At 64.9% G+C, this 24910-nt stretch carries 20 protein-coding genes; 8 read left to right on the plus strand and 12 right to left on the minus strand.

Going from position 1 to position 24910, the window contains the following annotated elements:
• The first annotated feature begins 25 nt into the window (after positions 1-25).
• Positions 26-937 carry a hypothetical protein gene (locus AB9K34_RS13105; RefSeq protein WP_369954877.1) on the plus strand — a complete coding sequence of 304 codons (912 nt, stop codon included), beginning with the start codon at positions 26-28 and terminating at the stop codon, positions 935-937.
• Positions 938-1006: 69 nt separating this feature from the next.
• Here AB9K34_RS13105 and AB9K34_RS13110 read toward each other — a convergent pair whose 3' ends face one another.
• A complete protein-coding gene (locus AB9K34_RS13110; RefSeq protein WP_369954878.1) occupies positions 1007-2551 on the minus strand; it encodes a hypothetical protein in 1545 nt (514 codons plus the stop codon).
• A gap of 145 nt (positions 2552-2696) precedes the next feature.
• Between AB9K34_RS13110 and AB9K34_RS13115 the strand changes: the two genes are divergently transcribed.
• The 3 genes from AB9K34_RS13115 (at position 2697) to AB9K34_RS13125 (ending at position 6875) form a co-directional block, all read left to right on the plus strand.
• Positions 2697-3728: a glycosyltransferase family 2 protein gene (locus tag AB9K34_RS13115; protein WP_369954879.1), complete on the plus strand. Its 1032-nt coding sequence runs from the start codon at positions 2697-2699 to the stop codon at positions 3726-3728.
• A 109-nt stretch (positions 3729-3837) separates the two neighbouring features.
• Positions 3838-5400, plus strand: coding sequence for a hypothetical protein (locus tag AB9K34_RS13120; protein ID WP_369954880.1), 1563 nt, complete (start codon positions 3838-3840; stop codon positions 5398-5400).
• A gap of 155 nt (positions 5401-5555) precedes the next feature.
• Positions 5556-6875: a nucleotide sugar dehydrogenase gene (locus tag AB9K34_RS13125; protein ID WP_369954881.1), complete on the plus strand. Its 1320-nt coding sequence runs from the start codon at positions 5556-5558 to the stop codon at positions 6873-6875.
• Between the two features lie 60 nt (positions 6876-6935).
• Here the strand turns inward: AB9K34_RS13125 and AB9K34_RS13130 are convergent, their stop codons facing one another.
• The 8 genes from AB9K34_RS13130 to AB9K34_RS13165 form a co-directional block, all read right to left on the minus strand.
• On the minus strand, positions 6936-10562 hold the full coding sequence (locus AB9K34_RS13130) for a PA14 domain-containing protein (protein WP_369954882.1): 3627 nt from the start codon (positions 10560-10562) through the stop codon (positions 6936-6938).
• A 255-nt stretch (positions 10563-10817) separates the two neighbouring features.
• Positions 10818-11024 (minus strand): hypothetical protein, encoded by a 207-nt coding sequence (locus AB9K34_RS13135; protein WP_369954883.1) that lies wholly within the window; start codon positions 11022-11024, stop codon positions 10818-10820.
• A gap of 55 nt (positions 11025-11079) precedes the next feature.
• Complete coding sequence (gene galE / locus AB9K34_RS13140; protein ID WP_369954884.1) at positions 11080-12087, minus strand: UDP-glucose 4-epimerase GalE; 1008 nt, start codon at positions 12085-12087, stop codon at positions 11080-11082.
• Entirely contained in the window at positions 12084-13019 is a 936-nt protein-coding gene (locus tag AB9K34_RS13145) for a hypothetical protein (protein ID WP_369954885.1), read from the minus strand. Before AB9K34_RS13145 ends, galE begins: the two co-directional genes overlap by 4 nt.
• Before the next feature lie 23 nt (positions 13020-13042).
• Positions 13043-13783 carry an SDR family oxidoreductase gene (locus tag AB9K34_RS13150; protein WP_369954886.1) on the minus strand — a complete coding sequence of 247 codons (741 nt, stop codon included), beginning with the start codon at positions 13781-13783 and terminating at the stop codon, positions 13043-13045.
• A complete protein-coding gene (locus AB9K34_RS13155) occupies positions 13780-15126 on the minus strand; it encodes an FAD-dependent oxidoreductase (protein ID WP_369954887.1) in 1347 nt (448 codons plus the stop codon). Before AB9K34_RS13155 ends, AB9K34_RS13150 begins: the two co-directional genes overlap by 4 nt.
• Positions 15123-15578, minus strand: a complete 456-nt coding sequence (locus tag AB9K34_RS13160) for a GtrA family protein (RefSeq protein ID WP_369954888.1) — start codon at positions 15576-15578, stop codon at positions 15123-15125. The genes AB9K34_RS13155 and AB9K34_RS13160 overlap by 4 nt, the downstream gene beginning before the upstream one ends.
• Positions 15572-17017: a UbiA family prenyltransferase gene (locus AB9K34_RS13165; RefSeq protein ID WP_369954889.1), complete on the minus strand. Its 1446-nt coding sequence runs from the start codon at positions 17015-17017 to the stop codon at positions 15572-15574. The genes AB9K34_RS13160 and AB9K34_RS13165 overlap by 7 nt, the downstream gene beginning before the upstream one ends.
• A 516-nt stretch (positions 17018-17533) precedes the next feature.
• On the opposite strand from AB9K34_RS13165, the gene AB9K34_RS13170 reads away from it, so the two are divergent.
• The 4 genes from AB9K34_RS13170 to AB9K34_RS13185 all read left to right on the plus strand — a co-directional run bounded on the left by AB9K34_RS13170 (position 17534) and on the right by AB9K34_RS13185 (position 21898).
• Positions 17534-18373 carry a 2OG-Fe(II) oxygenase gene (locus tag AB9K34_RS13170; RefSeq protein WP_369954890.1) on the plus strand — a complete coding sequence of 280 codons (840 nt, stop codon included), beginning with the start codon at positions 17534-17536 and terminating at the stop codon, positions 18371-18373.
• Positions 18374-18508: 135 nt separating this feature from the next.
• Positions 18509-19711, plus strand: coding sequence for a glycosyltransferase (locus tag AB9K34_RS13175; protein ID WP_369954891.1), 1203 nt, complete (start codon positions 18509-18511; stop codon positions 19709-19711).
• 16 nt (positions 19712-19727) lie between these two features.
• Complete coding sequence (locus tag AB9K34_RS13180; protein ID WP_369954892.1) at positions 19728-20948, plus strand: glycosyltransferase family 4 protein; 1221 nt, start codon at positions 19728-19730, stop codon at positions 20946-20948.
• Positions 20945-21898 (plus strand): polysaccharide deacetylase family protein, encoded by a 954-nt coding sequence (locus tag AB9K34_RS13185; RefSeq protein WP_369954893.1) that lies wholly within the window; start codon positions 20945-20947, stop codon positions 21896-21898. The genes AB9K34_RS13180 and AB9K34_RS13185 overlap by 4 nt, the downstream gene beginning before the upstream one ends.
• 4 nt (positions 21899-21902) lie before the next feature.
• Here the strand turns inward: AB9K34_RS13185 and AB9K34_RS13190 are convergent, their stop codons facing one another.
• From AB9K34_RS13190 to AB9K34_RS13200, 3 genes are read right to left on the minus strand one after another with little or no spacing between them, the layout of a single operon-like run.
• Positions 21903-22691, minus strand: a complete 789-nt coding sequence (locus AB9K34_RS13190) for a WecB/TagA/CpsF family glycosyltransferase (RefSeq protein WP_369954894.1) — start codon at positions 22689-22691, stop codon at positions 21903-21905.
• A gap of 10 nt (positions 22692-22701) precedes the next feature.
• Positions 22702-23583 (minus strand): hypothetical protein, encoded by an 882-nt coding sequence (locus AB9K34_RS13195; protein WP_369954895.1) that lies wholly within the window; start codon positions 23581-23583, stop codon positions 22702-22704.
• Positions 23584-23593: 10 nt separating this feature from the next.
• Positions 23594-24679, minus strand: a complete 1086-nt coding sequence (locus tag AB9K34_RS13200) for a Gfo/Idh/MocA family protein (protein ID WP_369954896.1) — start codon at positions 24677-24679, stop codon at positions 23594-23596.
• Positions 24680-24910 lie beyond the last annotated feature (231 nt).

Consider the following 24910-nt stretch of genomic DNA (forward strand, 5'->3'; position numbering starts at 1 on the left):
ATACCATCAGGCGGGGAGACCGATCATGATCCATGTCAACAGGCGCCGGGCCCTGCAACTGGGCAGTGCGGCGCTTGCCTGCGCGGCGGCGCCCGCCACGGGCGCCGGACAGGCGGCGCCGGTCCCGCTCGACTCCAACCTGGTCACCGTGGGCAACAGCCTGATCGACCAGAGCGTCGACATGGTGCATTATTTCATGACCGATTACGGGCGCGGCAGGGGCACGCTGACCCACCAGACGATCCCGGGGGCGCCGCTGCAGTGGAACTGGGACAATGCCGCGCAGGCCACGGTCGACGCCAAGGCGGCGCTGCGCCGCGGTGGCCAGGATATCTTCATGGCGGTGGAAAGCGTCCCGTTCCGGCATGTACAGGCACCGGGCGATGTCTGTTCGATCACCGCCTGGAGCGACTGGTACGGGCTCGCCATCGGCAACGGCGTGAAGCGGTTTTTCGTGTTCGAGGCCTGGCCCGACCTGCAATCCGGTCGCCCGGATTACGTGCCCGAGGATCCGGGCGATCCGGATGCGGGCATGCCCTGGCGCGCGCGAATCGATTTCTCGCGCCAGTTCTATCTCGGCATCGTCGATTACGTGAACGCGCGCCGCGCGGGCGGGCCCCGGGCCAATCTGGTTCCGGGCGGCGCCATGTTCGGGCGTATCCGGGACGACATGGCCGCGGGCCGGGCGCCGGGCGGTCTGAACCGGATCGGGGACGTGTTCCAGGACACCATCCACCCCAATATCGGGGGGCGCTATGCCATGGCGTGCCTGATCTATGCCTGTCTCTTCCGGCGCGACCCCAGGGGGATGCCGGTCACCACCGCCGACATCCACGGCAACCCCTATCCCAGGGTGCCCCCGAAACAGGCGGCGTATTTCCAGACCCTGGCCTGGGACATCGCCCGGGCCGAGCCCCTGACCGGGCTGGCGGGCTGACGCGCGATGCGATGCCCCCGGCCCGGGTAGCGCGGCCCGGGATCACCGGAGGGCATCACCGAAAGGGCCTCATCGGGCGGGGCGTTTGCGGCGGACATGCCGGGCGCCGGAGGCCGGTTCGGTTTCCGCTCCGGAGCCGGTCGGGGACGGCGCGCCGGGCGCACCGCGGCGCCGGCGTTTCTTGGGTTCCGGTTTCGTGGTCTCCCGGGCCAGCACCTGTTCCGCCTCCGGCTCCACCTGCCGCGCCGGCTCCGTGCCGGCTTTGGCACCCTGCCCCGCCAGGCGCTCCGCATAGCCCAGGATCATCCCCGCCGCGAGCCAGGTCAGCGGCACCAGGGTCGCGTTCGGCAGCAGGTCCAGCACGTTGACCGCATACATCAGGCACAGCCCCGGCGCATAGGGCGAAAGCGTGTCGATCCCGCGCGTGCGGGACACGCGCCACAACAGCAGCACCGGCAGCACCAGCAGGCCGAACTCGGCGAAATAGCCGGCCCAGCCGAACATGCCGAACACCGCCAGCCAGCGCCCGTCGATCACCGAGATATTGCGCCCGGTCTCGGGGTCGAACACATGGTTGCGCCCGAACCCGCCCCAGCCGAACATCGCTCTTTCCTGGGCATGCGCGAGCAACCGGTCCTCGTTGTCAAAGCGGAATTGCAGCGACAGCATCCGGTTCTCGCTGAGGCTGCCGGCCATATCCAGCAGCGTGTCCACCGGAATGAGCCCCATCCCCCTGAGCAGCGGATAGGACATGACCAGGATGACCAGGATCGCCGCCACACGCAGTTGCATCTTGCGTGTCGTCAGCAGGACCATCGGCAGCAGGAACACCAGATAGACCAGCGCCCCCAGCGATTTGCACAGCGCCAGGATCACCGCGAGATAGATCATCGACCCCATGTAGAACGCCCGGCGCTCCTTGTCCGCGGATTTCATCAGGATCGCCGCCGAAACCGCGCACATCATCATCCAGAGCGCCAGCCAGATACCGTGATGCATGAGCACGATCGGGCGGTATCCGCCGCCGCGCAGCATCGCGAACCAGTCATGCTGAAGAAAGCCGTAGATCCAGATATGCACCCGCGGGCTGAGCCGGACCTCGAGCAGCACCGGCAGCGAATAGACGAGCCCCCCCACCACGAAAGCCAGCAGCAATTCGCGCTGCGCGGTGGGCGTGGCCAGGTATTGCCGCCCCAGGAAGAAGGGCATCATGTAGATCAGCTGCTGGGTGATCATGGCGATCGCGTCATAGGGTTTCATCCCGGGAAAGGCCGGACCGACGGCCAGCGCGAACGGATCCGTGTTGGTCATGATCGTGGCAAAGGGGGAAACGATATAGAGTATGATCAGGATCTTTCCCAACCCGGTCGCGGGCAGGATCCGCACCTTCCGGCCCAGCACCAGGATGCAGATCAGGAAGGCCGAGATATTGGTCATCGAACTCTTGTTGAGCGGCGGGATCAGCGGCGGATCGACCGAGGTGGCCTCGGGCAGGACCATGTAGGCGGCCATGAACGACCAGACCAGCGCCCGCTCGAACGGCAGCGTCCGGTACAGGATCAGGGCAATCGCCGGCCAGGCAAAGAGCATTATGTAGGCAAAGGTATTGGGCATCGTGTCCTTGTCCGGGGGAACTGTCGCAAACGGTCTATCACGCCCCTGTCCGGTCTGTCGCGGCCCGGATACAGATATCTCCGCATCGTGGCAGAATCATGGAACGCCGCTTGAACCGGGAACAGGATGGCGCAACAAAGACCCGATGACCGATCCCGCCGACATACCCGCCGCCCCGCAAGCCGGACAGTCCGCCGACACGCCTGCCGGACAGCCCGCCGATATCGCCGCCATCGTCATCGGCCGCAACGAGGGCGAACGGCTGGTCGCCTGCCTCGCGTCGCTTGCGGGGCAGGTCGAACAGATCGTCTACGTGGATTCGGGGTCGACGGATGGCAGTCTCGCCGTTGCCCGCGCGGCCGGGGCCCGTGTCGTCGAACTGGATCTCTCGCAGCCCTTCACGGCGGCCCGCGCCCGCAATGCGGGCCGCGCGCGGCTGGGGGCGCAAGGCCCCGCATACCTGCAATTCATCGATGGCGATTGCCAGATGCGCGAGGGCTGGCTTGCCACCGCGCGGGCCTTTCTCGAGATCACCCCCGGGGCCGCCGTGGCCTGCGGACGGCGCCGCGAACGGTTTGTGCAGGCCAGCATCTACAACGCACTCTGCGACGCGGAATGGGACACCCCGGTGGGCGAGGCGCTGGCCTGCGGCGGGGACGCGCTGATGCGGACCGCGGCCTTTGACCGGGTCGGCGGCTTTCGCGAGGATCTCATCGCCGGCGAGGAACCCGAACTGTGCCTGCGGCTGCGGCAGGCCGGCTGGAGCATCCACCGGCTGGATGCGGAGATGACATGGCATGACGCCGCGATCACCCGGTTCTCGCAATGGTGGAAACGGACGAAACGCGCCGGCCATGCCTTTGCCGAGGGCGCCGCGCTGCACGGGGACCCGCCCGAGCGCCACTGGGTGCGCGAACGCAACAGGGCGCTGGCCTGGGGGATCGTGCTGCCGCTTGCGGCGGTGCTCCCCGCCCTGGCCTGGCCGCCGTCGCTGCTGCTGCTTCTGGCCTATCCGGCACAGGTCGTGCGGCTGGCGATCAGGGCGGGAGGCACCCGTTTCGCCTGGCTTCAGAGCGCCTTCACGACCCTGGGCAAAATCGCCGAGGGTCAGGGCCTGCTGCAATATTACCGCCGCCGCCTGCTGCGCGGCGAGGTGAAGCTGATGGAGTACAAATGACCCGGCCCCCGCGACCGGCCCGCAACCGGCCATGGCGTCGTTTTTTATTGTCTTGGAACCGCAAAGCGTCCAAAAGACACGCATATTTTCCCAACCACGCTGAATTTTCATGACCCCTACCCGCGCCCTCACCCTCAGCTGCTTCGCGGCGTTGATCTTCGGTCTCTGCTACCGGATGATCCCCGTCTTCGGATCCGAACGCACATTGGCGAGCCTGTTTCTGACCGAGGACGGCTACCTGTTGCTGACCGTGTCGCGCAACATGGCCATCGGCAACGGCATCACCGTTTCGGACGGGACGATCTGGACCAACGGGTTTCAGCCGCTGATCACCTTCCTTTTCACCATCCCCTATCTTCTGACCGGGGGCGACAAGGTTGCCGGGCTGTTCGGCGTGACCCTCATCCAGATCGCGATCTCGATCGCCGCCGCCTTCGCCATCAGGCGCTTTGCCGCGCGGGCTCTCGATCCACAGGTCGACAGCCCCGCCTGGTCCTGGCTGGTGACCGCCCTGTGGTTCATCGGGCCGCTGCTGCTCCTGCATTCCATGAACGGGCTGGAAACCGGGTTGGTCACGCTGGTGGTGGTCGGCACGGCGCTCTTTTACGGCAATCTGGTGGCCCTGGGCCGGCGCTTCAGCGTGGCCGAACAGCTGCTGCTCGGCCTGCTCGCGGGGCTGTGTTTCCTGGCCCGCAACGATGCGGTCTTCTTCATCGCGGCGATGCTCGTCGTGCGCTTCGTGCAGGTCCGCCTCACGCGCCAGCAGTCTTTCACCGGTGCCGTGAGCGAAGCGATACTGCCGGGGCTGACCGCGCTTGCGGTCGGGGCCCCCTGGATGATCTACAATTACCGGCTCACCGGTTCGATCATCCCGATCTCGGGCCAGTCGCAAAGCTTTGCCGCCGATTTCGGGGGCAACCTGTCGGTCAGCCCCATCAAGCTGATGGAAACCATGTTTCCGATGTTCCCCGTGCCCACCTCCCTTGAGGGATCGGTGCCGCTCCTGCTGCTCTGCGCCCTGCTCGCGGGGGGAACGCTGGCATGGTTCCTGCTGCGCGCCACACGGCGGGGGGGACCGTTCCTGCCGGTGATCTGGGCCTACACGCTCTATGCAGTGGGGATCTTCAGCTATTACAGCCTCGAATTCGGCGCCCCGTGGTTCCTCAGCCGCTATTTCGCGCCGCTGGCGCCCCTGCTGCTCGTGGCCGCCGTGTCGGTGATGTATGACGTCTTTGCCGTCTTCGGGCGCCACCGCGATCTCGCGCGCTGCGCCGTGGGCATCGCCGCCCTGCTGCTCTGCGCGGTTCTGCTGTCGCGCCTGCTGCTGCCCGGCGTGCGCGAGCAGGGCCATTTCCAGGTGGTCGACTGGGTCGAGGAAAACGTGCCTGACGAGGTATGGGTCGGGGCGATCCAGACCGGCACCCTGGGCTATTGGCATGACCGCACCATCAACCTGGACGGCAAGGTCAATCCGGCCGCGCTCGAGGCGCTGCTGACCGAAGGCGACGTGCTCGATTACACGCTGCGCACCGAAATCGAATATCTCGTGGACTGGGTCGGAATCGCGAAATGGCCCGACATCGAAGGGCGGGCGTTCAACAAGGTCTTCGAAACCCTGGTGGAAGACCCCGAACGCAACCTGGGCGTGCTGGGCAAACGCGCCGCCAACTGAGCCGGCCCCCGAACCAAACCGGCCCCGCAACTGAACCAGTCCCCGCCCCAGCAGGTCCTGTTGCGCAACCCCTGCCGCTGCGACATAACCGCCAACGGAAATGGCACCGGAGATGAACCCGGTGTCCGAAACCGCCAGCAAGGAACAGGCCCGGCATGTCATTGAAGCGCGCGATCAGCAACAGGACCGCCCGCCTGGGCGTCATCGGGCTCGGCTATGTGGGGCTGCCGCTGGCGGTCACGGCGGCACAGCGGGGATTCCCGGTGACCGGTTTCGACATCGACCCGGCCAAGATGACCCGGCTGGATGCCCATGACAGCTATATCGGGGCGGTGCGGGACGCCGATCTGAAGACGCTGGCCGCGGCGGGAAAACTCGACTGGACCACCGATTTCTCGCGGCTGGCCGACTGCCAGGCGATCCTGATCTGCGTGCCGACACCGCTCTCGCGGCAACGCGAACCCGACCTGTCCTTTGTCATCGGCACCGCCCGCGAGATTGCCCGCCACATCCGCCCCGGCACGCTGGTGGTGCTGGAATCCACCACCTATCCCGGCACCACCGAAGAGGTGCTCGCCCCGATCCTCGCGGAGTCCGGGCTGACGCCGGGCAAGGATTTCTTCCTGGGCTTCTCACCGGAACGCGAGGATCCCGGGAACGCACAATACGACACCCGCCGGATCCCCAAGATCGTCGCCGGATCGGGCGCAGAGGCCGGGGACCTGGTCGAACGGCTCTATGCGGGCATCGTCGAACAGGTGGTCCGGGTCCCGACCACCGGCACCGCGGAGGCGGTGAAGATCACCGAGAACATCTTTCGCGCGGTGAACATCGCCCTCGTCAACGAGTTGAAGCTCGTCTACGAGCGCATGGGGATCGACGTGTGGGAGGTGATCGACGGCGCCGCGACCAAACCCTTCGGCTTCATGCCCTTCTATCCCGGCCCCGGCCTGGGCGGGCATTGCATCCCGATCGACCCCTTCTACCTGACCTGGAAGGCGCGCGAATACGACGCGCCGACCCGCTTCATCGAACTGGCCGGCGAGATCAACACCGCGATGCCGCATCATGTGATCGACCGGTTGCGCGAGGTTGTCGACCGCGAGGCCGGCCTGGGGCTGAGCCGGGCGCGGATCCTCCTGGTGGGGATCGCCTACAAGAAGAACGTGGCGGACATGCGCGAAAGCCCGGCGATGAAACTGCTGGAACTGCTCGCGGAGGCCGGGGCCGAAACCGCCTATATCGACCCGCATGTGCCCGAGATTCCGCCGATGCGGGACTATGCCCGGTTCACCGGCTGCCCGGCGCGGGATCCGGCCAGCCTGAAACCGGGCCAGTTCGACGCGGTCCTGATCGCCACCGATCACGACGCGGTGGATTATGCCGCGCTGCTCGGGCTCGGTTGCCCGGTGATCGACACCCGCAACGCCATGGCCCGGCGCGGACTGCCGATGGAGCGGGTGACGAAAGCATAGCCTGACATCTGCAAAAAGGCGCCCGCAGGCGCCTTTTCAAAACCGGTTTGCGAGACCCGATCAGGCGAGAGTGTCCCAGACATCGATCGTGACGGTCGCGGCGGTAAAGTTCCCCTCTTCGTCCGCGGCCCAGTACCGGAAGCTGTCGGTTCCGGTGAAATCGCGGTTGGGACGATACAGGATCGTGTCATCATCCTGCAAGAAGACATCGCCATAGCGCGGATCGATCATGCCATCGACACGGACCGTCCCGCCATCGGGATCGTGATCGTTGGCCAGAACGTCGATATAGACATCCCGGTTCATCCCGGTCGAGGCGGTGTCGTTGCCCGCCACCGCGGCCGGACCGCCCGGCGTCAGCAGACCGTTATTGGTGTATCCCAGGTTCTGCAGGAGAGTGTCGCTGTTGGCCAGTTCGATGACATGGGAGAATTTCATCAACTCGGCGGTGGCGCGGTCGGCGATGAAATCCTCGACCAGGATGACATTGGTGCCATCCGCGAGCTCGTAATAGCCATTCGCTTCCAGATAGATCCGCAGGTCTTCTCCCCACTCGTCAAAGCCCTGGACATCCATGGCGAATTGCCGGTCCGTGGCGCCGATGGAATCGGTCTTGATGCCGTCGAAGTTGAACCCGTTGCCAAGCGAGGTAACCGTCGCCCCCTGCATGTCGAAGGAAAGCCGGCCCTCGGTCAGATCCGCCGAGGACAGGAACGTGTAACGATCGGCGTTGAAATTCACCGTCTCGCGCCCGTTCCCGGAAATGTCCAGGTCGATGAAGATGGACTGCCACTGCGACTCCGCGAAGGTGTGGAAATCCATCTCGAAGTTGAGACCGTTGTCGAACCCTTCGACAAGCCCGCCATTCATCACCGCATCCATGGTGTTCGGCCCGAGCACGACGCCGGAGGTATTATAGAGATACGGGTTGTCCGAGCCGACAAGCGTCGTGTCCAGAAGGGTATAATGCGACGTGTAGGACAGGTTGATGCCCTCGGCGACCTCCCAGGCGGTGAAGGTGTCGATCACCGACCGCAGGTCGCTATCCTGGTCCGGGCCGCGCTTGACCACCAGCAGACCGATCTGGCTGGCAAAGGCCACGTTGTCCTGGAAGCCGTGGATCGGCGGCTGGTCCACCCGGATCGTGTCGGCGCCATAGGCCACTTCGGGCTGGTCCGTATGGTCCGCCGACGGTTGCAGCGGCTGGTCGCGATGCATGTAGACAAAGCCATGCGTCGTGTTGGCGGCGATGTTTTCCGCCGCCTCCACCAGGCGCCCGGCAAAGAAGAACCCGTCGCCGGTCCGCCCGTTGTCGTGGCGCTCCACATCCTCCTGCAGCTTGGCCGAGGATTCCCCATAGGCGAAGCCCTCGACATCGATCGCCATGTTGCGCAGCCAGATGCCGGTTTCGTTGCCGTCCTCGGCCGCAAAGCCCGCGCCAAAGACATCATAGGCGATATTGTCGGTGAATTCGGCGTGGCTGTCGTGATGCACATAGCCCCAGCCGGGATTGCCGTCGACCACGTTGCCGACCGCGATGGCCGGGTTGTCCTGGTCTTCCGTGCCGGTGCGGTGGAAATGCAGCGAATAGCGGCCCTGGATGTTGCTGTCGTAATTCAGCTCCCCCAGGTCTTCGGAGGCAAAGGACGGCACCGACTTGTCGGTGCGGCCGAGATCCTCGAACCCCGCATAGCGCACGTCCACATCGTCGGAATGCATCGACATCACATGGCCGCGCTGATACACTGGCAGGTCCTCTCCGCCTTCGGACGAGAAGGTGACATTGCGGGTCATGTTCGCGACATAGGCCGAGAAATCGCCATCCGGCGCGTCGTGATCATAGCGCAGCGCCCGGTCGAGCGTGACCGTGTTGCCGTTGATCCGGGTGATGTAGACTTCCTCGTCCTGGCTGTCGTGGCGCACCGTTGCCCCGGCGGCCTCGTCCCAGTACCAGCCTTCCAGCCGGGTTCCGGTCAGGACCAGCTTGTCGCCGACCTGCCAGCCCTCGGGGATGCCGTCGAGCGTCAGCCTGGTATCGCCGGCCATCGGATCGGCGGCAACGTCCAGGAAGGCGGTTTTCTCGGTCCCGTGGATCTCGACCGCGCCATGGCTGACCAGCCCGCGCGACAGCAGTTCCGGATCCCAGCCGGTGTCGATATTGCCGTTATCCGCAAAGACGATATCCACGTTCACGTTCGAATCGACCGGGGTGTCCTCGGTTCCGATCTGCAAATGGCCCTCGGAGGAGACGATCATCGTGTCGAGTTTCATCCGGCTGTCCACGTCGGGGGCGAAGCGCAGCATGCCGTCGACCCGCACCGTGAAGAGCGACACATCCGACACCTGGTCATAGTTGACCATGATCCCGTCGGGGATCAGCACCGTCGCGCCCTCGCCCGGGACCTGCCCGCCATACCATGTGTCCGGATCATCCCAGTCGCCATTGGCGATCGCGACATGGCTGGCCGCGTCGCGCGGCACCAGGGCCAGCGCGGCCATCATGCTGCCGCCCATATCGCCGTGCATGACGTCGGGTTCGGCCCGGACGGCGCTCACGAAGGCAGTGATCTCGGCCTGTGTGGTGGGAGGAATCGGGCCGTCATAGCCGGGAATCGACGGGGTCTCGCCGCCGTGATCACCCCCATTGTCACCGCCGTTGTCGCCGCCGTTATCACCCCCGTTGTCACCCCCATTGTCGCCGCCGTTATCGCCGCCATTGTCTCCCGGGCGATCCCCGATGGTGATGTTGCGGAACGTGCCGCTGCCGCTGCCATCCCCGTCATCATCCACCGCAAGCACGAGCCGGTTGAAATCGCCCTGGAAATAATCCCCGACCTTGATCGAGTAACTCTGGTAACCGGACCCCGTGGTGTACTGGCCGTTTTCGCCCTGCAACCCGTAAGTGTCCGTCCCGTCCAGCTGGAACAGCCATTGCGGCGACAGCGAATCGTCCCGGTCGAACCCGATCGCGTGCACCTCGCCTTCCGCGCCGCTGCGGTATTCGAAGACGAGATAGGTGTCTTCGGTGATCGTCGCGTCGACCGAGATCGATTTCCAGGCATTGTCGGTCAGCCTGACGCGGTTGTCATTGGGCGAGACCGTGGCCGTGCCGGCATCCTGCGCCCCGCCATGGGAGCCCAGCTCGGCAGCAATGCCATTGATGTTGACCTCCTCGCGGACCCCCCCATTGCCGCCTCCGGTATCGCCGCCTCCGTTGTCATCGCCGGGGTCGGTGTCGCGCGACAGCGTCTCGCGCACCCCGTCGGTATCGGGCCCGGACCAGTCCAGGGCAAGGGTCGCGACCCCGGCGGATTCGAAATAGAGAAGCTCGATCGGATGCGTGCCGGCGGAGAGGTTCAGCGTCACCGCGCGTTCGCGTGTCCCGTGCAGGCCGTCATTGTCGATCACCTCGCGACCGTCGATCGACAGGGACGAGCCATCGTCGGAGTTCAGGTAGAAGGTATAGGCGCCCGGTTCGGTGACGGTCAGGGTCGCGGTATAGCGCGCCGCGAAATTGTCGACCTGCCCGCCGGACCAGAAACTGCCACCTGTCTCGTATGTGTCCAGCGCGTCATCCGTGCCAGTGGCATCCGCGGGGCGGGAAAAATAGGACTCCAGCTCATCAAGCGTGTTGAATCCCCACGGCAGGTTCCAGAACTCGGCCGTGAAATAAGATGCGGTACCCATATGTGATTGGTCTCCACTTTGCATTGGTTTGTTTTGTTGGGAAACTCATTACACTCCGGGAAGCACGCCTCCTGGAAACGGCTCTTTTCAGTGCGGAGCCACAGCACGTGAACGTAAAGATCCGTGCAACAGCCAATGGTTTTGATATCGCCGCGAATCTATTAACGGCTGGTTAATGGGACCTATTTGAATAGGCAACAAACCCCTAAAATTCTCAGCGGAAAATTGACCAGGCCTTGGCGGATGCTTGCCGATTCAGCCTTGTTTTGAAGGCGCGGGCGAAATACCGGACAGGCCGGCCCAGCCCCGGGGCGCGCCGGAGACTCCGTCTTCCCGCACCGGTTGATGGGACCCTGCCCCGTCCCGGACGGGAAAAACGATATACCCCGCATGTAACTGTCTGGAAACAAATGCCGCTGCGTCTTTTGAAATATCTGAAATATCAATTTTTACCTGAAACACGGAAATCTCCGATTACAGGTTGACGTCACGTAATTCATGTTTTTTACATAACGCGTTAACGGTTGAAAAACGCCCAATTGCTTGCGCACATCTCGCGCAGGCCATAACGCGCCTCAAAGCCCAGCACATCCCGCGCCCGCGCGGTCTCGGCATAGGAGACCGGCGGATCGCCGGGACGCCGCCCGACGATCCGGTGCGGCAGCTCCCGCCCCAGCACATCGCCATAAGCCCCCAGCACCTCCAGCACCGAACTGCCCCGGCCGGTGCCCAGATTGACCAGGTGACTCTCGCCCCGGTTCAACAGCGCATCGAGACTGAGCACATGACCCTGCGCCAGGTCGAGCACGTGGATGTAATCGCGGATACAGGTGCCGTCAGGGGTCGGATAATCATCGCCGAAAATCGTGAGCTGCGCGATCTCGCCCCGCGCGACACGGGCGATGACCGGCACCAGGTTGCCCGGAACCTGCGACGGGTCTTCGCCGATCAGCCCCGACCCATGCGCGCCCACAGGGTTGAAATAGCGCAATATGCCGGTCCTGAAATCCGGATGCGCCCTGGCGATGCGGGCCAGGAAATCCTCGCCGAACAGCTTGGTCGCCCCGTAGGTGCTTGTCGGCGCGGTTGGCGTGTCCTCGGTCAGCGGCATATGACGGGCCGCGCCGTAAACCGCCGCGGAGGAGGAAAACACCATCGCGTTGACCCCGGTTTCGCGCATCGCATGGGTGATGTTGACCAGGCCCGAACAATTGATGCGATAATACTCGACCGGGTTGGCCTCGCTGTCGGGCACCGATTTGAGCGCCGCGAAATGCACCACCGCATCGAAATCATGCGCCCGGAACGCCGCCCGGACCGCGGCGGCATCGCTGATGTCGATGTCGAGCACCGGGGTGTCCCGCCCCGTCAGGCGCGACAGGCGCGCGGGCACATCGCGCTGTGCGTTCTGGAAATTGTCGAGAATGGTGACCTCATGGCCCGCTTCGCAGAGCGCCACATAGGTATGCGAGCCGATGAACCCGGCACCGCCGGTCAGAAGGATATGTCCGGGCATGTCTGTCATTCGGCCTGTACCATTGTGCGGGGATAAGCGGTCACGACCTCCCAGACCACCTGCTGCATGAGCGCGGCCGCCTCGGGACCGGGCGCCTGTGCCGGGGTTCCGTCCGCCCTGAGAAGCGCACGGGGCAGGCCGGCGGGGTCGCGCTGATAGAGAACGGCGTAATGGGTGAGCGCGATCAGGTAGGCGCCCAGGTCGTTGAAATGGATGTTGTCCAGGAAGAGATCCCTGTAGCTGCGCAGCCCCTCGACGCCGCCCGACGCCTCGAGCGCGCGCGCCAGCCGCGCCATGACCTGCCCCCCCGGAATGACATAGATCGGGCGATCCACCCCGTCCGCGTTGAGGGCACGATCGAGGATCTCCCCCTCCCAGTAGGTGCCCAGGTCGCGATCGAGGCGGAACAGCCAGCCCTCGGGGTCATCGATGGGGTGCCATGTCTCGTAGAGATAGACCCGGGCCCGCGGATTGGCCGCCCAGGCCGCCCTGGCCCAGCGGGCCAGGTAATCCCAGCTGTGATTGTACTTGATCATGTCCCGGATCTCGACCGCTTCGGTCAGGATCACGGCGTCATAGTCGCCGCTGTCCACCGCCTCGCGGGCATCGCGATAGCGCGGATGCGCATTCTCGACCTCGAACCCGTTGACCTCCATCTCGGGCTCCCAATGGGCGGCAAGCGGCGCCCCCCATCCGAGCTGGCTTTCATAACGGTGACCGGCACCCGCCAGCTGGGCCAGCATCGCGGGCATGTCCCGGCCCACCAGGGAATGGCCGATATGGTAGACCGACAGCGGCCCCTCCGGCGGCGCCAGCGGCTGCGCATAAAGCGCCTCGATCTCCGCATCCGGCAGGGGATCGGGCGCGCATCGGGTCAGACCGCAGGCCGAGAGCAGGACAAGCAGGGCGGTGGAGCAGGTATGGCGCAGACGGGCAAGCAATGGATCACCTACGGGTTTCGGGGTCAGAACGTGGTGCGTTTGAAGAGGGTTTCCGGCAGCGCGGTGATGATCGTCATCACCAGCCACCAGATGCTTTTGACATAAAGGGTATTCCGCCTTTTCTCCCAGCCCCTGTAAATCTTCTCGCCCACCTCTTCGGGCTGCGCGGTCAGCCGCGCCGGCAAATCCATGCCCTCGGTCATCCGGGTGGCCACGAAGCCGGGCTTGACCGTCATCACGTGCAACCGGCTGCCGGCGTATTTCTGGCGCAGGCCCGAGAGGAACGCGGTGAACCCGGCCTTGGCCGCGCCATACCAGTAATTGGCGGCCCGCCCCCGGTCTCCGGCCACCGAACTCACCCCGATGATCCCGGTCTCCCCGCCCGACTCCGCCAGGTGCCGGGCGCCGACCTCCAGCGCCCAGGCCGGCCCGGTCAGGTTGGTGGCGATGCTGCGCTCGACCTGGCCCGCATCCCGCGCGACCTCGTCCTGCACCCCCATCCAGCCCACCACCGACACGATCAGCGTCGGGCGCGCGGGCAGGCTGTCGAAAAACGCCTCGGCCCCCGCCAGGTCGGTGACATCCATGTCATGACAGCTCACCTGCACATCATGGCGCAACGCGATGTCCCGCGCCGCCGCCCGGACCTGCCCGGCATCGCGCGCCGCCAGCTGCACATCGAACCCGGCCCGGGCAAAGCGCCGGGCGATGGCCTGGCCGATATCCGAACCGGCCCCAAGCACCAGAATGCGTGCGTCTGTCATAATCCAAGCCTTGTCGATTGCTGCGATGCAAAGCGCGTCCGCATCCGGTGGGTGTCGCGAAAGGACGTCATGGCGGCGGTGCGCGCATCGGCCCGCGCCTGTGTGCCGGCCCGCATCCGCGCATCCTTTGCCAGGTAGAAACGCCCGCCATGCGCCAGGGTAATCCCGTCCAGCGTCTCGAGCAAGGCGAGCACCGCCGCATTGACCGGGAAATCGAGCGCCAGCGTGTAGCCGTCCATCGGGAAGGAAAAGGCGCTCTCCTGCGGCCCGAGCCGTTTCAGCACCGCCAGGAACGATCCCTTCCCGGCCCCCGATATGGCCTGCAGCAGCGCGGTCAGCCCCGCCCGCGCCCGCTCCGGCGGGAGGACGCACTGGAACTGGGCAAAGCCGGGCCGGCCATAGATCCGGTTCCATTCGAGGATCGCGTCGAGCGGGTAGAAATAACTGTCCCAGTCGACGATGGACAGGCCCGCCCGGCGCGCGCCCTGCCGGTAGTAGAGCGCGTTGAAGGCCCGCACGCTCAGACGGTTGAGCGCCCAGGACGGCGCATCCAGCGGCACCCGGCGGCGGGCACGGTGCGGGGTCTCGAAGGGGCGGCTGCCATCGGGCACCTCGCCGCGCCCGGCATGCTCGCCCAGCATCAGGATCGAGCGCCCCAGGTCGCTCCCCGTGGCCAGGCAATCGATCCAGGCAACGGAATATGTCGCCGCCTGCGCCCGTTCGAAAGCCCGCATCACCGCATCCAGGTTGCCGCAGGGGATCGTCTCCTGCCGGATCCAGGCGCTCTGCACCCGCCGCAGCCGGAACGCCGCGCGCAGGATGATCCCGGTCAGCCCCATGCCGCCAACGGTATGGGCAAACAGCGCCGGGTTCTCGGCCCGCGAACAGCGGGTGAGCTGCCCGTCGGCACCCATCAGGTCGATCCATTCGACGAAATTGCCGAACGAGCCGTCGCGGTGATGGTTCTTGCCATGCACATCGGCGGCGATCATGCCGCCGATGGTGACGAACTTGGTGCCCGGGGTGACCGGCGGAAACCAGCCGCGCGGCAGGAACGCCGCGATGACATCGCCCAGCACCACCCCGGCCTCGACCGTCAGCACGCCCCGCGCCGCATCGAAATCCAGCATGTGATCGAGGCGGCGCATGTCGATGACACCGCCGGGGTTGATGGCGCTGTCGCCATAGGAGCGCCCCATGCCGCGCGCGATCAGCGCCGGCCCGTCACGGGCCAGGATCGCCCGCAGCGCCGCGGCATCGCGCGGCCTGTCGATCCGGCAGGGGGCAACGGGGTAACGCCCCCACCCGCTCAGGAGTTCCGGTATCGGGGATTGCGGTCTCATGTCGCCGGCGCCACTTGCGGGAACACGAACCGCCGGTCGAGGTTGTACTTGACGACATAGCCCACGCTCAATCCCAGGACCGCCCCCAGTTCGCGCATCATGTCCGTCTGCCAGATCAGCCAGAACGCGGTCTCGGTGCCCCAGAAGATCAGGGTCGTGACCACCCCCATCAGCAGGTAGATCGAAAACTGCCGCCCCTGTGCCGTCGCGCCCGTGGTCTGGCGGTCGTAGAAAATCCATTTCTTGTCGAGCACGTATTTCAGGAACAGCCCCGCCAGCGTGCCAAGACCCACCGCCAGCACGAAGCCCGCCGTTCCCCCGGTGAGCGCCAGAACCAGCCGCTGAACGCCCAGGTTGAGCAGCGTGGCCAGCACGGCAAACCCCGCATAGCGCAGCGCCAGCCGGGTGATGCTGCGAAACTGCGGCGTCGCCGAACCGGGCCCGCTCACCATAGCGCGCTCGCCACGCCAATGAGGATGATCGCCAGACCGCACCAGCGGCTGATCCCGTCCTTGATCGCGAAGATGACCGGATCGTCATCCATGTAGCCGCGATGGGTGATCATCACCGTCCGGCTGATCCAGTAGAGCAGGATCGGACAGATGCCCCACAAGAGGTAGGGGCTCTTGTAGAGCGCGCTGACCGCCGGCGAGCTGATATAGAGCGCAACCACCAGCACCGCGTTGTAGCCGGCCGTCAGCGCCATGCCCGACAGGATGGGCATGTCGCTGGTCAGATAGGCCCGCCCCGACGCGCCTTCGCGCCCGAGCGCATCGTCGCTGACCAGTTCGGCCTGCCGCTTGACTGCGGCCAGCGACAGGAACAGGAAGGCCGACAGGGCCAGCAGCCAGGGCGACAGGGCAATGCCGGTCGCGGCGGCCCCGGCCACGACCCGGATGGTGTAAAGCCCCGCCAACAGGCAGATATCCACGATCAGCTTGCGCTTGAGAAACAGCGAATACGCCATCGTCAGCAGGAAATACCCCAGAAGCACCGCCGTGTAGACCACCGGCATCAACAGCACCGAAATCAGCAGCCCTCCAAAAAACAGCACCGGCGCCAGGATCGTGGCATGCCACAGGTCCATGTCCCCCGACGCCAGCGGGCGGCGGTACTTGCGCGCATGCGCCCGGTCCGAGGACAGGTCCAGCAGATCGTTGAACAGGTAGACGCTGGAGGCGACCATCGACATGGTGACAAAGGCGAGCACCGACATCAGCCAGATCATGGGATCGCCCACATGCGCGGTCAGGACCGGCAGGAAGACCAGCACGTTCTTGAGCCATTGATGCGGGCGGACCGCCCGCAACCACGGCGGCAGCCGGGACTCCGACACCGGCGCCGGCCGGTCCAGGTGCTGCGCCTGGCCCGCGGCCTGTCCGGCCTGCTCGCGCAGGGCGGGCGGCGCCCCCACGGTCACCGCCTCGCCGGACACCGCCCAGACCGGCAGGTCGGCAAAGGAATCCCCGGCATAGTCGAAATTGCCCTCGCCAAAGCGCTCGATCAGGAACGCCGCCTTGCGGCTGCTCTTGAGATTGTGCGACTCGTCGGACCCGTGCACCTCGTCAAAACATCCCAGGTGATCGGCAATCGCCTGCGCGAACCGTATGTTCGACGCCGTCACCAGCGCCACCCGGTCGCCCGCTTCCCGCCGCTGCGCAACCAGTTCCAGAACATCCGCGTTATATGGCAGGCGCGCGATATCGATCTGCGCATGCTGGGCCAGAACGTCCTTTTCCGCCGCCCGGCTCTGCCCCGTGGCCAGCCGGAACGCCGCGCCGGTGGCAACGCGCGCATCGTGCGACAGGACATTCCAGAACGATTCAAGCAGCATGTCGCTGCGCAACAACGTACCGTCGAGATCCACGATGAGCCAACGTCCGTTTTTCATAAAAATTCCTTGCACTGAAAGTCACGTCGCGGCGGATCGCGTGACAGTTACCGGTTAATTGTGGCCGCAGTTTGTTTCAGTCCCGTATCGCTTGCAAGGGCGACATACTGCATCAGGCCGGGCGCGGCCGGCCCCGGCTTCAGACGCAACACCTTGTTTTGCCTGCCGGGATCGCCCCCTGGCGGACGGCACACGCACCGGATACCCGAACGGAACACGGCCGGTTGATACCGGAGGCAGGACAGGGAAACCGCCGCACCCGGCGACATCCTGTCATGCCGATTTCCCGCATTTGGCCCTTGCCGGGCAAACGCCTCACGAAGCATATTGCCCCGGACGCCACGCGCCGGAAAAGACCGCAGGGACATGATTTCGACCCCGTGCGGACAACGAAATGACATATCGCCGAGTACAGCAGAACACCATATGATTTTTACCGGAACGATCCTCGCATCCGGACCCGCAGACCGGGACACCATCCGCCAGGATACGTTTTGACGAAGGAGATGAGACAAGATGACCATTTACCAGATCGACCCCGACCGTCTCAGCATTGACACGGACGCGGCCCGCGCCGCCGCCAGACCCTTTGCAGAAGCCTATCAGTCCGCCGAACCCTACAACCATATCTGCATCGACAATTTCCTGCCCGAGCAGGTCCTGCGCAGGGTGCAGGCCGATCTCGCCACGCTGCAGACGGACGAAAACGGCCAGACCTTCGAACGCGCCCAGGAAAACCTCAAGACCCAGTACAACCCGGAACGCCTGCCCACCTATTCGCGCGACCTGTTCCATGCCTTCAATGCCCGCCCCTTCCTGCTCTTCCTCGAAGAGATGACCGGCATCAAGGGCCTGATCCCCGATCCCTATTACATCGGCGCCGGTGTCCACCGGGTCGGCAATGGCGGACACCTGGACATCCACGCGGATTTCAACCTGCACAAGCACATGAACCTGGAACGGCGCCTCAACGTGCTGATCTATCTCAATGACGACTGGCAGGAGGACTGGGGCGGCTCCTTCGAGATCTGGGAAAACGACATGAGCGCGCAGGTCGAGAAATTCGTGCCCATCTTCAACCGCATGTGCTGCTTCTCGACCGGCTCCAACACGTTCCACGGCAACCCCGAAAAGGTCAACCACCCCAACGGCGAACCCCGCCAGTCCATCGCGCTCTATTACTACACCGCGACCTGGAACCCCGCGCGCAAGGAACATTCCACCATCTTCAAGCCGCGCCCGGACTCGGTGGACCAGAAGGACTGGCAATCGCGCCGCCACGAGATCCTCGGAGACTGGCTGCCGCCGGCGATCTATCGCCGGATCTATGCGCGCCTGATGCGCATGGGAATCTGACCCCCGATCTGACGGACCCCGACACAAGCCGACGGTCGGGACCCGCCCGGGCCGCCTCCGGAACGCTCCGACAGGCGGCACGCCCGCTCCGGCAGACGAAAGACCCTGTCCGCATCCCGAGGGAAGGCCCGCACCTTGCAAAAACAGACCAGGCTCCTGATGATCGCCCCCGCCCCGGTCCTGCGCACCGCAACCGGATATGTGCTGGATGGCAAGTTCGTCGAGGGCATGCACCTTCACTGCCGCTACTGGCCCGGCCCGATCGACTGCATCCTGCGCGAAGGCGCAACCGACATCCCCTTCGGCGCGACCGAGATCACCGGGGACACCGGCTTCGGCCTGACCGTCCTGCCCGGGGACGCGGAAATCGAGGCCCGGCACCTGGCCGGGTATGACATGATCTATTGCAGCGCCGACGACGCCCGCAATTTCGGGATCGCCGACAGGATGACCCGGACCGCCGGCAGCAAGCTGACCCTGGTGCTGGAATACACCCTGAAAACCCGGCTGCAGGCGGCCTGGCTCGACCGGCACCGCAGCGTCCTGCGCCGCCTCTATTCCATGGCCTGGCTGATGCGCCAGGAGGTCCGGCTCAGACGGTTCGTGCGCGCCGCCGACGGGTTGCAGGCCAATGGCTACCCGGCCCATGAGCTCTATGGCAGGATGAACCGCAACCCCCTGCTCTACCTCGACAACCGCATGGAACCCGCGCTGTTCGCGACCGACGGCGAAATGGCCGCCCGCAAGGATCACCTGCTCTCCGGGCGCCCGCTGCGGCTGGTCTATTCGGGGCGCCTGGAAAACATGAAAGGCGCCCAGGATCTCGTGCCGATCGCCCGGGCCCTGCGCGATGCCGGAACACGGTTCCACCTCAACATCTTCGGAACCGGCAGCCTGTCCGGCCGGATCGCACGGGACATCGCCGCCGCCGGGCTGGAAGAAACGGTCACCCTGCACGACCCTCTGGATTTCGAAACCGAACTGGTGCCCTACATGCGCAAACACGCGGATATCTACCTGTGCTGCCACCGCCAGTCCGACCCTTCCTGCACCTATGTCGAGAACATGGGATGCGGGCTGACGGTGGCGGGATATGACAACGACATGTGGGCCGCGCTCTGCGCCGAAAGCGCGGCAGGATGGACCTCCCCCCTGGGAAACCCGGCAAGAATCGCGCAGACCATCGGCATGATCGACAAGGACCGCCCCGAAATCCACCGCCGGTCCGAAAAGGCGCTGGCCTTCGCCAGACAGCACAATTTCCCCGACGAGTTCCGCAAGCGCATGACACATATGACCGACATGCTGGGAGAGCAGGATGCCCGGCACAATGCCTGAAACGGGACCCCCCCACATGCCCAGACCGCGTGTCGCCTACCTGACCAACAATTACCCCAAGGTCAGCCATTCCTTCATCCGGCGCGAGATCCTCGCGCTCGAGGCGCAGGGCGTCGACGTGCTGCGCTTTGCCCTGCGCGGCTGGGATGCCGACCTGGTCGACGAACAGGACATCGCCGAGACACACCGCACCCGGCACACCCTGAAGGACGGTGTCGGCGCCCTCGCCCTGTCGGCCCTGAAAACCATGATCCGCCAGCCAAAACCGTTCTTCACCGCCCTCAGGGCGGCGCTGGCCATGTCCCGCCACGGGCTGCGCCCCTGGCCCTTCCACCTGGTCTACCTGGCCCATGCCTGCCGGATACAGGCCTGGCTGCAGGCCGAACCCGTCCCGGTCACCCACCTGCATGCCCATTTCGGCACCAACCCCGCCGAAATCGCCCTGCTCATCCACCTGCTGGGCGGGCCCGGATACTCCTTTACCGTGCATGGCATGGACGAGGTCGATCACGCCAGGGCCCTGCATTTCGCGCGCAAGGTCGCAGGGGCCGAATTCGCCGTCGCGATCAGCGCCTTCTCCCGCGCGCAACTGCTGCGCGAACTGCCCCCCGAAGACTGGCCAAAGGTCAAGGTCGTGCATTGCGGCCTCACCGCGGATTTCTTCGCCGCCGACACCCCGCCCCTGCCCGACAGCCCCGTCTTCCTGTGCATCGGGCGCCTCTCCCCGGAAAAGGCGCACCTGATCCTGCTCGACGCCTTCGCCCGGGTGGTCCGCACGCATCCCCGCGCACGGCTGGTGCTGGCCGGCGATGGCGAGCTCAGGCCCCGGATCGAGGCGCGGATCGCCGACCTCGGCCTGACAGGGGCCGTCACCATCACCGGATGGATCAGCTCGCAACAGGTGCGCGAGGAAATCAGGCACTGCCATGTCCTCGTGCAACCCAGCTTCATCGAAGGCCTGCCGGTGGTGATCATGGAAGCCATGGCCATGCGCCGCGCGGTGATCTCCACCTATGTCGCCGGCATTCCCGAACTGGTCAAACCCGGCGAGACCGGCTGGCTGGTCCCCGCCGGGGACGTGGACAGCCTCGCGGCGGCAATGGACGACAGCATAACCGCCGGCCCCGGGCGGCTCGACGAGATGGGCATCGCCGGTCAGCGCCGCGCCCGCGACAGGCACAGCGCCGAGACCGAGGCCGCCAGGCTCAAGGCCCTCTTCTTCGGAACAGACCCGTGATCCGCAGACTCGCAAAAGCCGCCATGAGCCGGCCATGGCCCTATCGCCTGCTGCATCGCAGGGCGCTGGCCAAACGGCCGCTGACCATCCTGTGCTATCACACGCTGGGTGCGGACCGGGGCGGGCCGGATGCCTGGACCGCCCTGCGGGTGCGGGATTTCCGCGCCCAGGTGCAGGAACTGCGCAAGACCTACGAGATCGTCCCCCTCGACACGGCGCTGCGCGCCGGCGGCGACCGGCCTCGCGCGGTGCTGACCTTCGATGACGGCGATCGGGGGCTCTACCACCACCTGCTGCCCCTGCTGCAGGACGACCCGATCCCCGTCACCCTCTATATCGCAACCGGCCAGATCGAAACCGGCAAACCCTACTGGTTCGACCGCGTGATGAATGCCTGCCGCGGACCCGGACGGCTGGAGATCGACCTCGGGGACGTCGGCCGCTGGACCCTGCAGGGCACCGGGGCGGCGCGCTGGCAGGTGCAGTCCGACCTGCATGACGCGCTGAAAAGGGCGAGCCCGCAGGCGCGCGAAGAGCTGGCCGACCGCATCCAGGCCCTGGCCCCCGACCTGCCGGGCCCCGACCTGGGGCCGATGACCCGCGCGCAATTGCAGGCCCTGGCCGCCCTGCCCCAGGTGACGATCGCCGCGCACAGCCACTGTCACAACCTGCTGGACCAGATCCCGCTCGCGCAGGTGCGCCGCAGCCTCGCGCGCAACCGCAGCCTGCTGCAGGACTGGACCGGCCAGCCGATCCGGCACTTCGCCTATCCCAACGGCAATCACACCGCCGACCTGCGCGCCCTGGTCGCCGACATGGGCTTTGCCTCGGCCACCGCCCTGGACAATGCCCTCGCCCTGCCCGGCGCCGACCCCTATGCCCTGTCCCGGCTGGCCATCGGACGCTACGAGGACATCCCCCGCTTCCGGCTCAGGCTGGCCGGGCTGTGACCGCTCACTCCTGCGCGAACGGATCCCGGTAGAGCCCCAGCCGCTGACGCAGCAGGTGATAGAGCGCGGGCGGCTCGTGAATCACATAGCGGTGAAACCGCGCCACCGGCTCCTTGCACAGGCGGTAGAACCACTCGAATCCCCAGTCGGTCACCCAGGCCGGAGGGCGCTTGAACGTCCCCGCCTCGTAATCGATGGTGCCCCCCAGCGGCAGGTAGGAATGGACGTTCGGGAAACGCTCGTGATATTTCACGATGAATTTCTCCTGCCGGCCACCGCCCAGCCCGACCAGCAACACCGTCGCACCCGACGCGTTCACACGATCCACGATCTCCTCGACACCGCCCGCGCGGGTCTCGAAATCAAAGGGCGGCGCGTAGGTTCCGACAATGATCTCCCGCCCCACACGGGCGTTGATCTTTTCCGCCGCGATCTCGGCAATCCCCTCCTTGCCGCCGCACAGGAAAATCCGGATATCCGGATTGTTCGCATGCTTGTGGTAGTATCTCGGGAAAAAATCCGACCCCGACAACCGCTCCTTCACCGGCGTGCCCAGGAACTTCGTCGCGAAATACAGGATCTGGCTGTCGCATGTGATGATGTCGAACCGGTCGAGAATGTCGTAGAATTCCCGGTCCTTCTGCAGCTTCATCAGCATGTCGACATGCAGGGTCAGCAGGAACCCCCGGTCGAAATCCTCGACCAGCTCGTCCATCCCCAGGTCGTCGACCTCGGCATTGAGAACCTTCACCCGGGGATAGCTCCCCCTCGTGCGCGCCACAGGTCTTGTCATCTCGTTCTCTTCACCCATGTGCCGGTTCCGGCACGCGCCAGTAACGGTCGACCAGTTCCCGGGTCGACCGGATATTGCGCCGGCTCGACGCCCCGAAGACAATGGAATGCAGGTTCGGCAACCCGCAGACCCAGTCGATCGCCTCGTCCGGCGGCAACGCACCCGACGCAAAGACCGACATCGCAACCGCGCGCACCTCGCGGTTGCGCATCGTATCCTCATAGGCCTCGAACCCGCCACACATCCGGAACCCCAGCTTGTTGATGTTCGAACAGATGATCGGATTGCTGATCCCCACACCTTCCAGCGCGTCCAGAAGGGCCGGCATGTTCATCGTGATGAAGGCCGGCTCGGCCCGGTACTTCTCGACCACGTGATCGTGGAAGATGCGGAACACGCCATGCATCCCCATGCCCAGCAGAAGATCGACAAAGACGTTCTGGAAAAAGATCACCGGCGTCGGCAACCCCGAAAACATCTTCATCTCCGCATCGATCAGGATCTTCACGATCCCCTCGATATCCTTGCCCGCCAGCGCCTTGCCACCGGTCAGGGCCGATTTCAGGAACCCGTCCTCCGGCATGAAATGCGTCACCGCGCCGATCATCCCGTGATCGGTCACCGCATTCGCGTATTTATGCGCATAGGGCATGCACGGATAAAAGGTGAAACCCGGAAACCGCTCCGGCTCCGCCTTCACCACCTTGCAGATCTCGCCCACCCGGTCATGCGTCGTGCACATGAAGGTCCCGATACCCTCTTGCGTCGCGGCCTGCAGAACCTCGAGGATCGCATCCAGGTCCTGAAACCGCATCGCCTGCGCCCGCGCCTTCTCCTCGGACATGTGGTTGATGCCGAAAAACTGGTTGTCGCCGAAAAGCAGCCTGTCCATGTCGTCCTCCTCAGCGCGAAAACCAGCCGCGCTTGCGCGCCGCCGGCTTCGGGGACACGCTCGCAACCCCCGCATGATCGTCCAGGATCATCGAAATCGTGCGATCCGTCTCCGCCGCAACGCGGAAACCGTATTCCGGAGCACCGGGCGTCCCCGTCGCAACCGCCGTGATGAACGCGTCCATCTGGTTGGAATATTCCTCGCCCCGAAGGTAGAACCACGGCAACCGGCTCAGCTCCGTCGTGTAACGCACGTTCCAGCCCTTCTCGTACCCCGGCAGCTCCCCGCGCGCCGCACGCAGGTAAAGCTGACATTCCTGCCGGTCGGCAAAAAGCCGGCCATTCGTCCCGATCATCGTGATCCGGGTCGACATCTTGCGGTGGCTCTCATCAGACCAGTTCGCCGCCAGCTGCGCCGTCACACCGTTCGAAAACGTCAGCGTGGAATAAACCTCGTCGTCGATCTCGGCCGAAAAAATCGAATTCAGAACCGATCCGCGGGCCTGCACAGGCACCCCGAAAAGCCAGTTCAAAAGGTTCAGCGGATGCGCCGCATAATCGTAAAGACAGCCACCCCCCTCGCTCTTGCGGCCCCGCCACGTCGCCCGCTTGGGCTGCAGGATCACCGGACCATACGCTTCCGCCAGAACATGCGTGATCGTACCGAGCGCGCCGGACTCCACGATCCGCTTCATCTCCTGGAACGCCCCAACGTGACGGTAATGATACCCCACCTGGTTCACCAGGCCCCGCTGCTCCGCAAGATCCGCCAGCTCAAAGGACTCGTTCCAGTCCAGACAGAACGGCTTCTCGCAAAATACGTGAATGCCACGCTCAAGCGCACTGCGCACGATCTCGCCATGCAGCCGCGACGGCGTCGCAACGACAATCCCCGCAGGACGCGCCTCGTCCATCATCGTAACCGCATCCGTATACACACGGTTCGGCACGTATTTCTTCAGGACATCAAGCTGAAACCCCTCGCGGTCACAGATCATGACCTCCGAACGAGGATGTGCATTCGCCAACGCAAAATGAGATATCCCCATCTTGCCAAGACCAATCACTCCAATCCCCACAACCTCAGACACAGACACACATACCCCGCAAAAAAAGCTCCGACATCACTCAAAAATCAAACAAAATAAAAACACCAGACCCAAAACGACAAAAACCACCTAAAAGCGCTTCGCGATTGACTTGAAACATCCCGCATCACCTAACGCGTTGAAATCTCTGATTTCAGGCAGCGTCAGGTCTATCGCGAAACGATATAAACAATCAAATAAACACACCCAATAAAAACAAGAAAAATTCACAATGATATA

Source organism: Sedimentitalea sp. XS_ASV28 (assembly GCF_041224545.1).
In the GTDB taxonomy this organism is placed as follows: Bacteria; Pseudomonadota; Alphaproteobacteria; order Rhodobacterales; family Rhodobacteraceae; genus Sedimentitalea.

What these genes read in the sequence shown, in the direction of transcription:
- AB9K34_RS13160 (WP_369954888.1), bottom strand. Translation starts at nt 15,578, where the DNA reads ATGGTGAGCGGGCCCGGTTCGGCGACGCCGCAGTTTCGCAGCATCACC.
- AB9K34_RS13125 (WP_369954881.1), top strand. Translation starts at nt 5,556, where the DNA reads ATGTCATTGAAGCGCGCGATCAGCAACAGGACCGCCCGCCTGGGCGTC.
- AB9K34_RS13105 (WP_369954877.1), top strand. Translation starts at nt 26, where the DNA reads ATGATCCATGTCAACAGGCGCCGGGCCCTGCAACTGGGCAGTGCGGCG.
- AB9K34_RS13115 (WP_369954879.1), top strand. Translation starts at nt 2,697, where the DNA reads ATGACCGATCCCGCCGACATACCCGCCGCCCCGCAAGCCGGACAGTCC.
- galE (WP_369954884.1), bottom strand. Translation starts at nt 12,087, where the DNA reads ATGACAGACATGCCCGGACATATCCTTCTGACCGGCGGTGCCGGGTTC.
- AB9K34_RS13165 (WP_369954889.1), bottom strand. Translation starts at nt 17,017, where the DNA reads ATGAAAAACGGACGTTGGCTCATCGTGGATCTCGACGGTACGTTGTTG.
- AB9K34_RS13150 (WP_369954886.1), bottom strand. Translation starts at nt 13,783, where the DNA reads ATGACAGACGCACGCATTCTGGTGCTTGGGGCCGGTTCGGATATCGGC.
- AB9K34_RS13190 (WP_369954894.1), bottom strand. Translation starts at nt 22,691, where the DNA reads ATGACAAGACCTGTGGCGCGCACGAGGGGGAGCTATCCCCGGGTGAAG.
- AB9K34_RS13110 (WP_369954878.1), bottom strand. Translation starts at nt 2,551, where the DNA reads ATGCCCAATACCTTTGCCTACATAATGCTCTTTGCCTGGCCGGCGATT.
- AB9K34_RS13120 (WP_369954880.1), top strand. Translation starts at nt 3,838, where the DNA reads ATGACCCCTACCCGCGCCCTCACCCTCAGCTGCTTCGCGGCGTTGATC.
- AB9K34_RS13195 (WP_369954895.1), bottom strand. Translation starts at nt 23,583, where the DNA reads ATGGACAGGCTGCTTTTCGGCGACAACCAGTTTTTCGGCATCAACCAC.
- AB9K34_RS13170 (WP_369954890.1), top strand. Translation starts at nt 17,534, where the DNA reads ATGACCATTTACCAGATCGACCCCGACCGTCTCAGCATTGACACGGAC.
- AB9K34_RS13130 (WP_369954882.1), bottom strand. Translation starts at nt 10,562, where the DNA reads ATGGGTACCGCATCTTATTTCACGGCCGAGTTCTGGAACCTGCCGTGG.
- AB9K34_RS13180 (WP_369954892.1), top strand. Translation starts at nt 19,728, where the DNA reads ATGCCCAGACCGCGTGTCGCCTACCTGACCAACAATTACCCCAAGGTC.
- AB9K34_RS13155 (WP_369954887.1), bottom strand. Translation starts at nt 15,126, where the DNA reads ATGAGACCGCAATCCCCGATACCGGAACTCCTGAGCGGGTGGGGGCGT.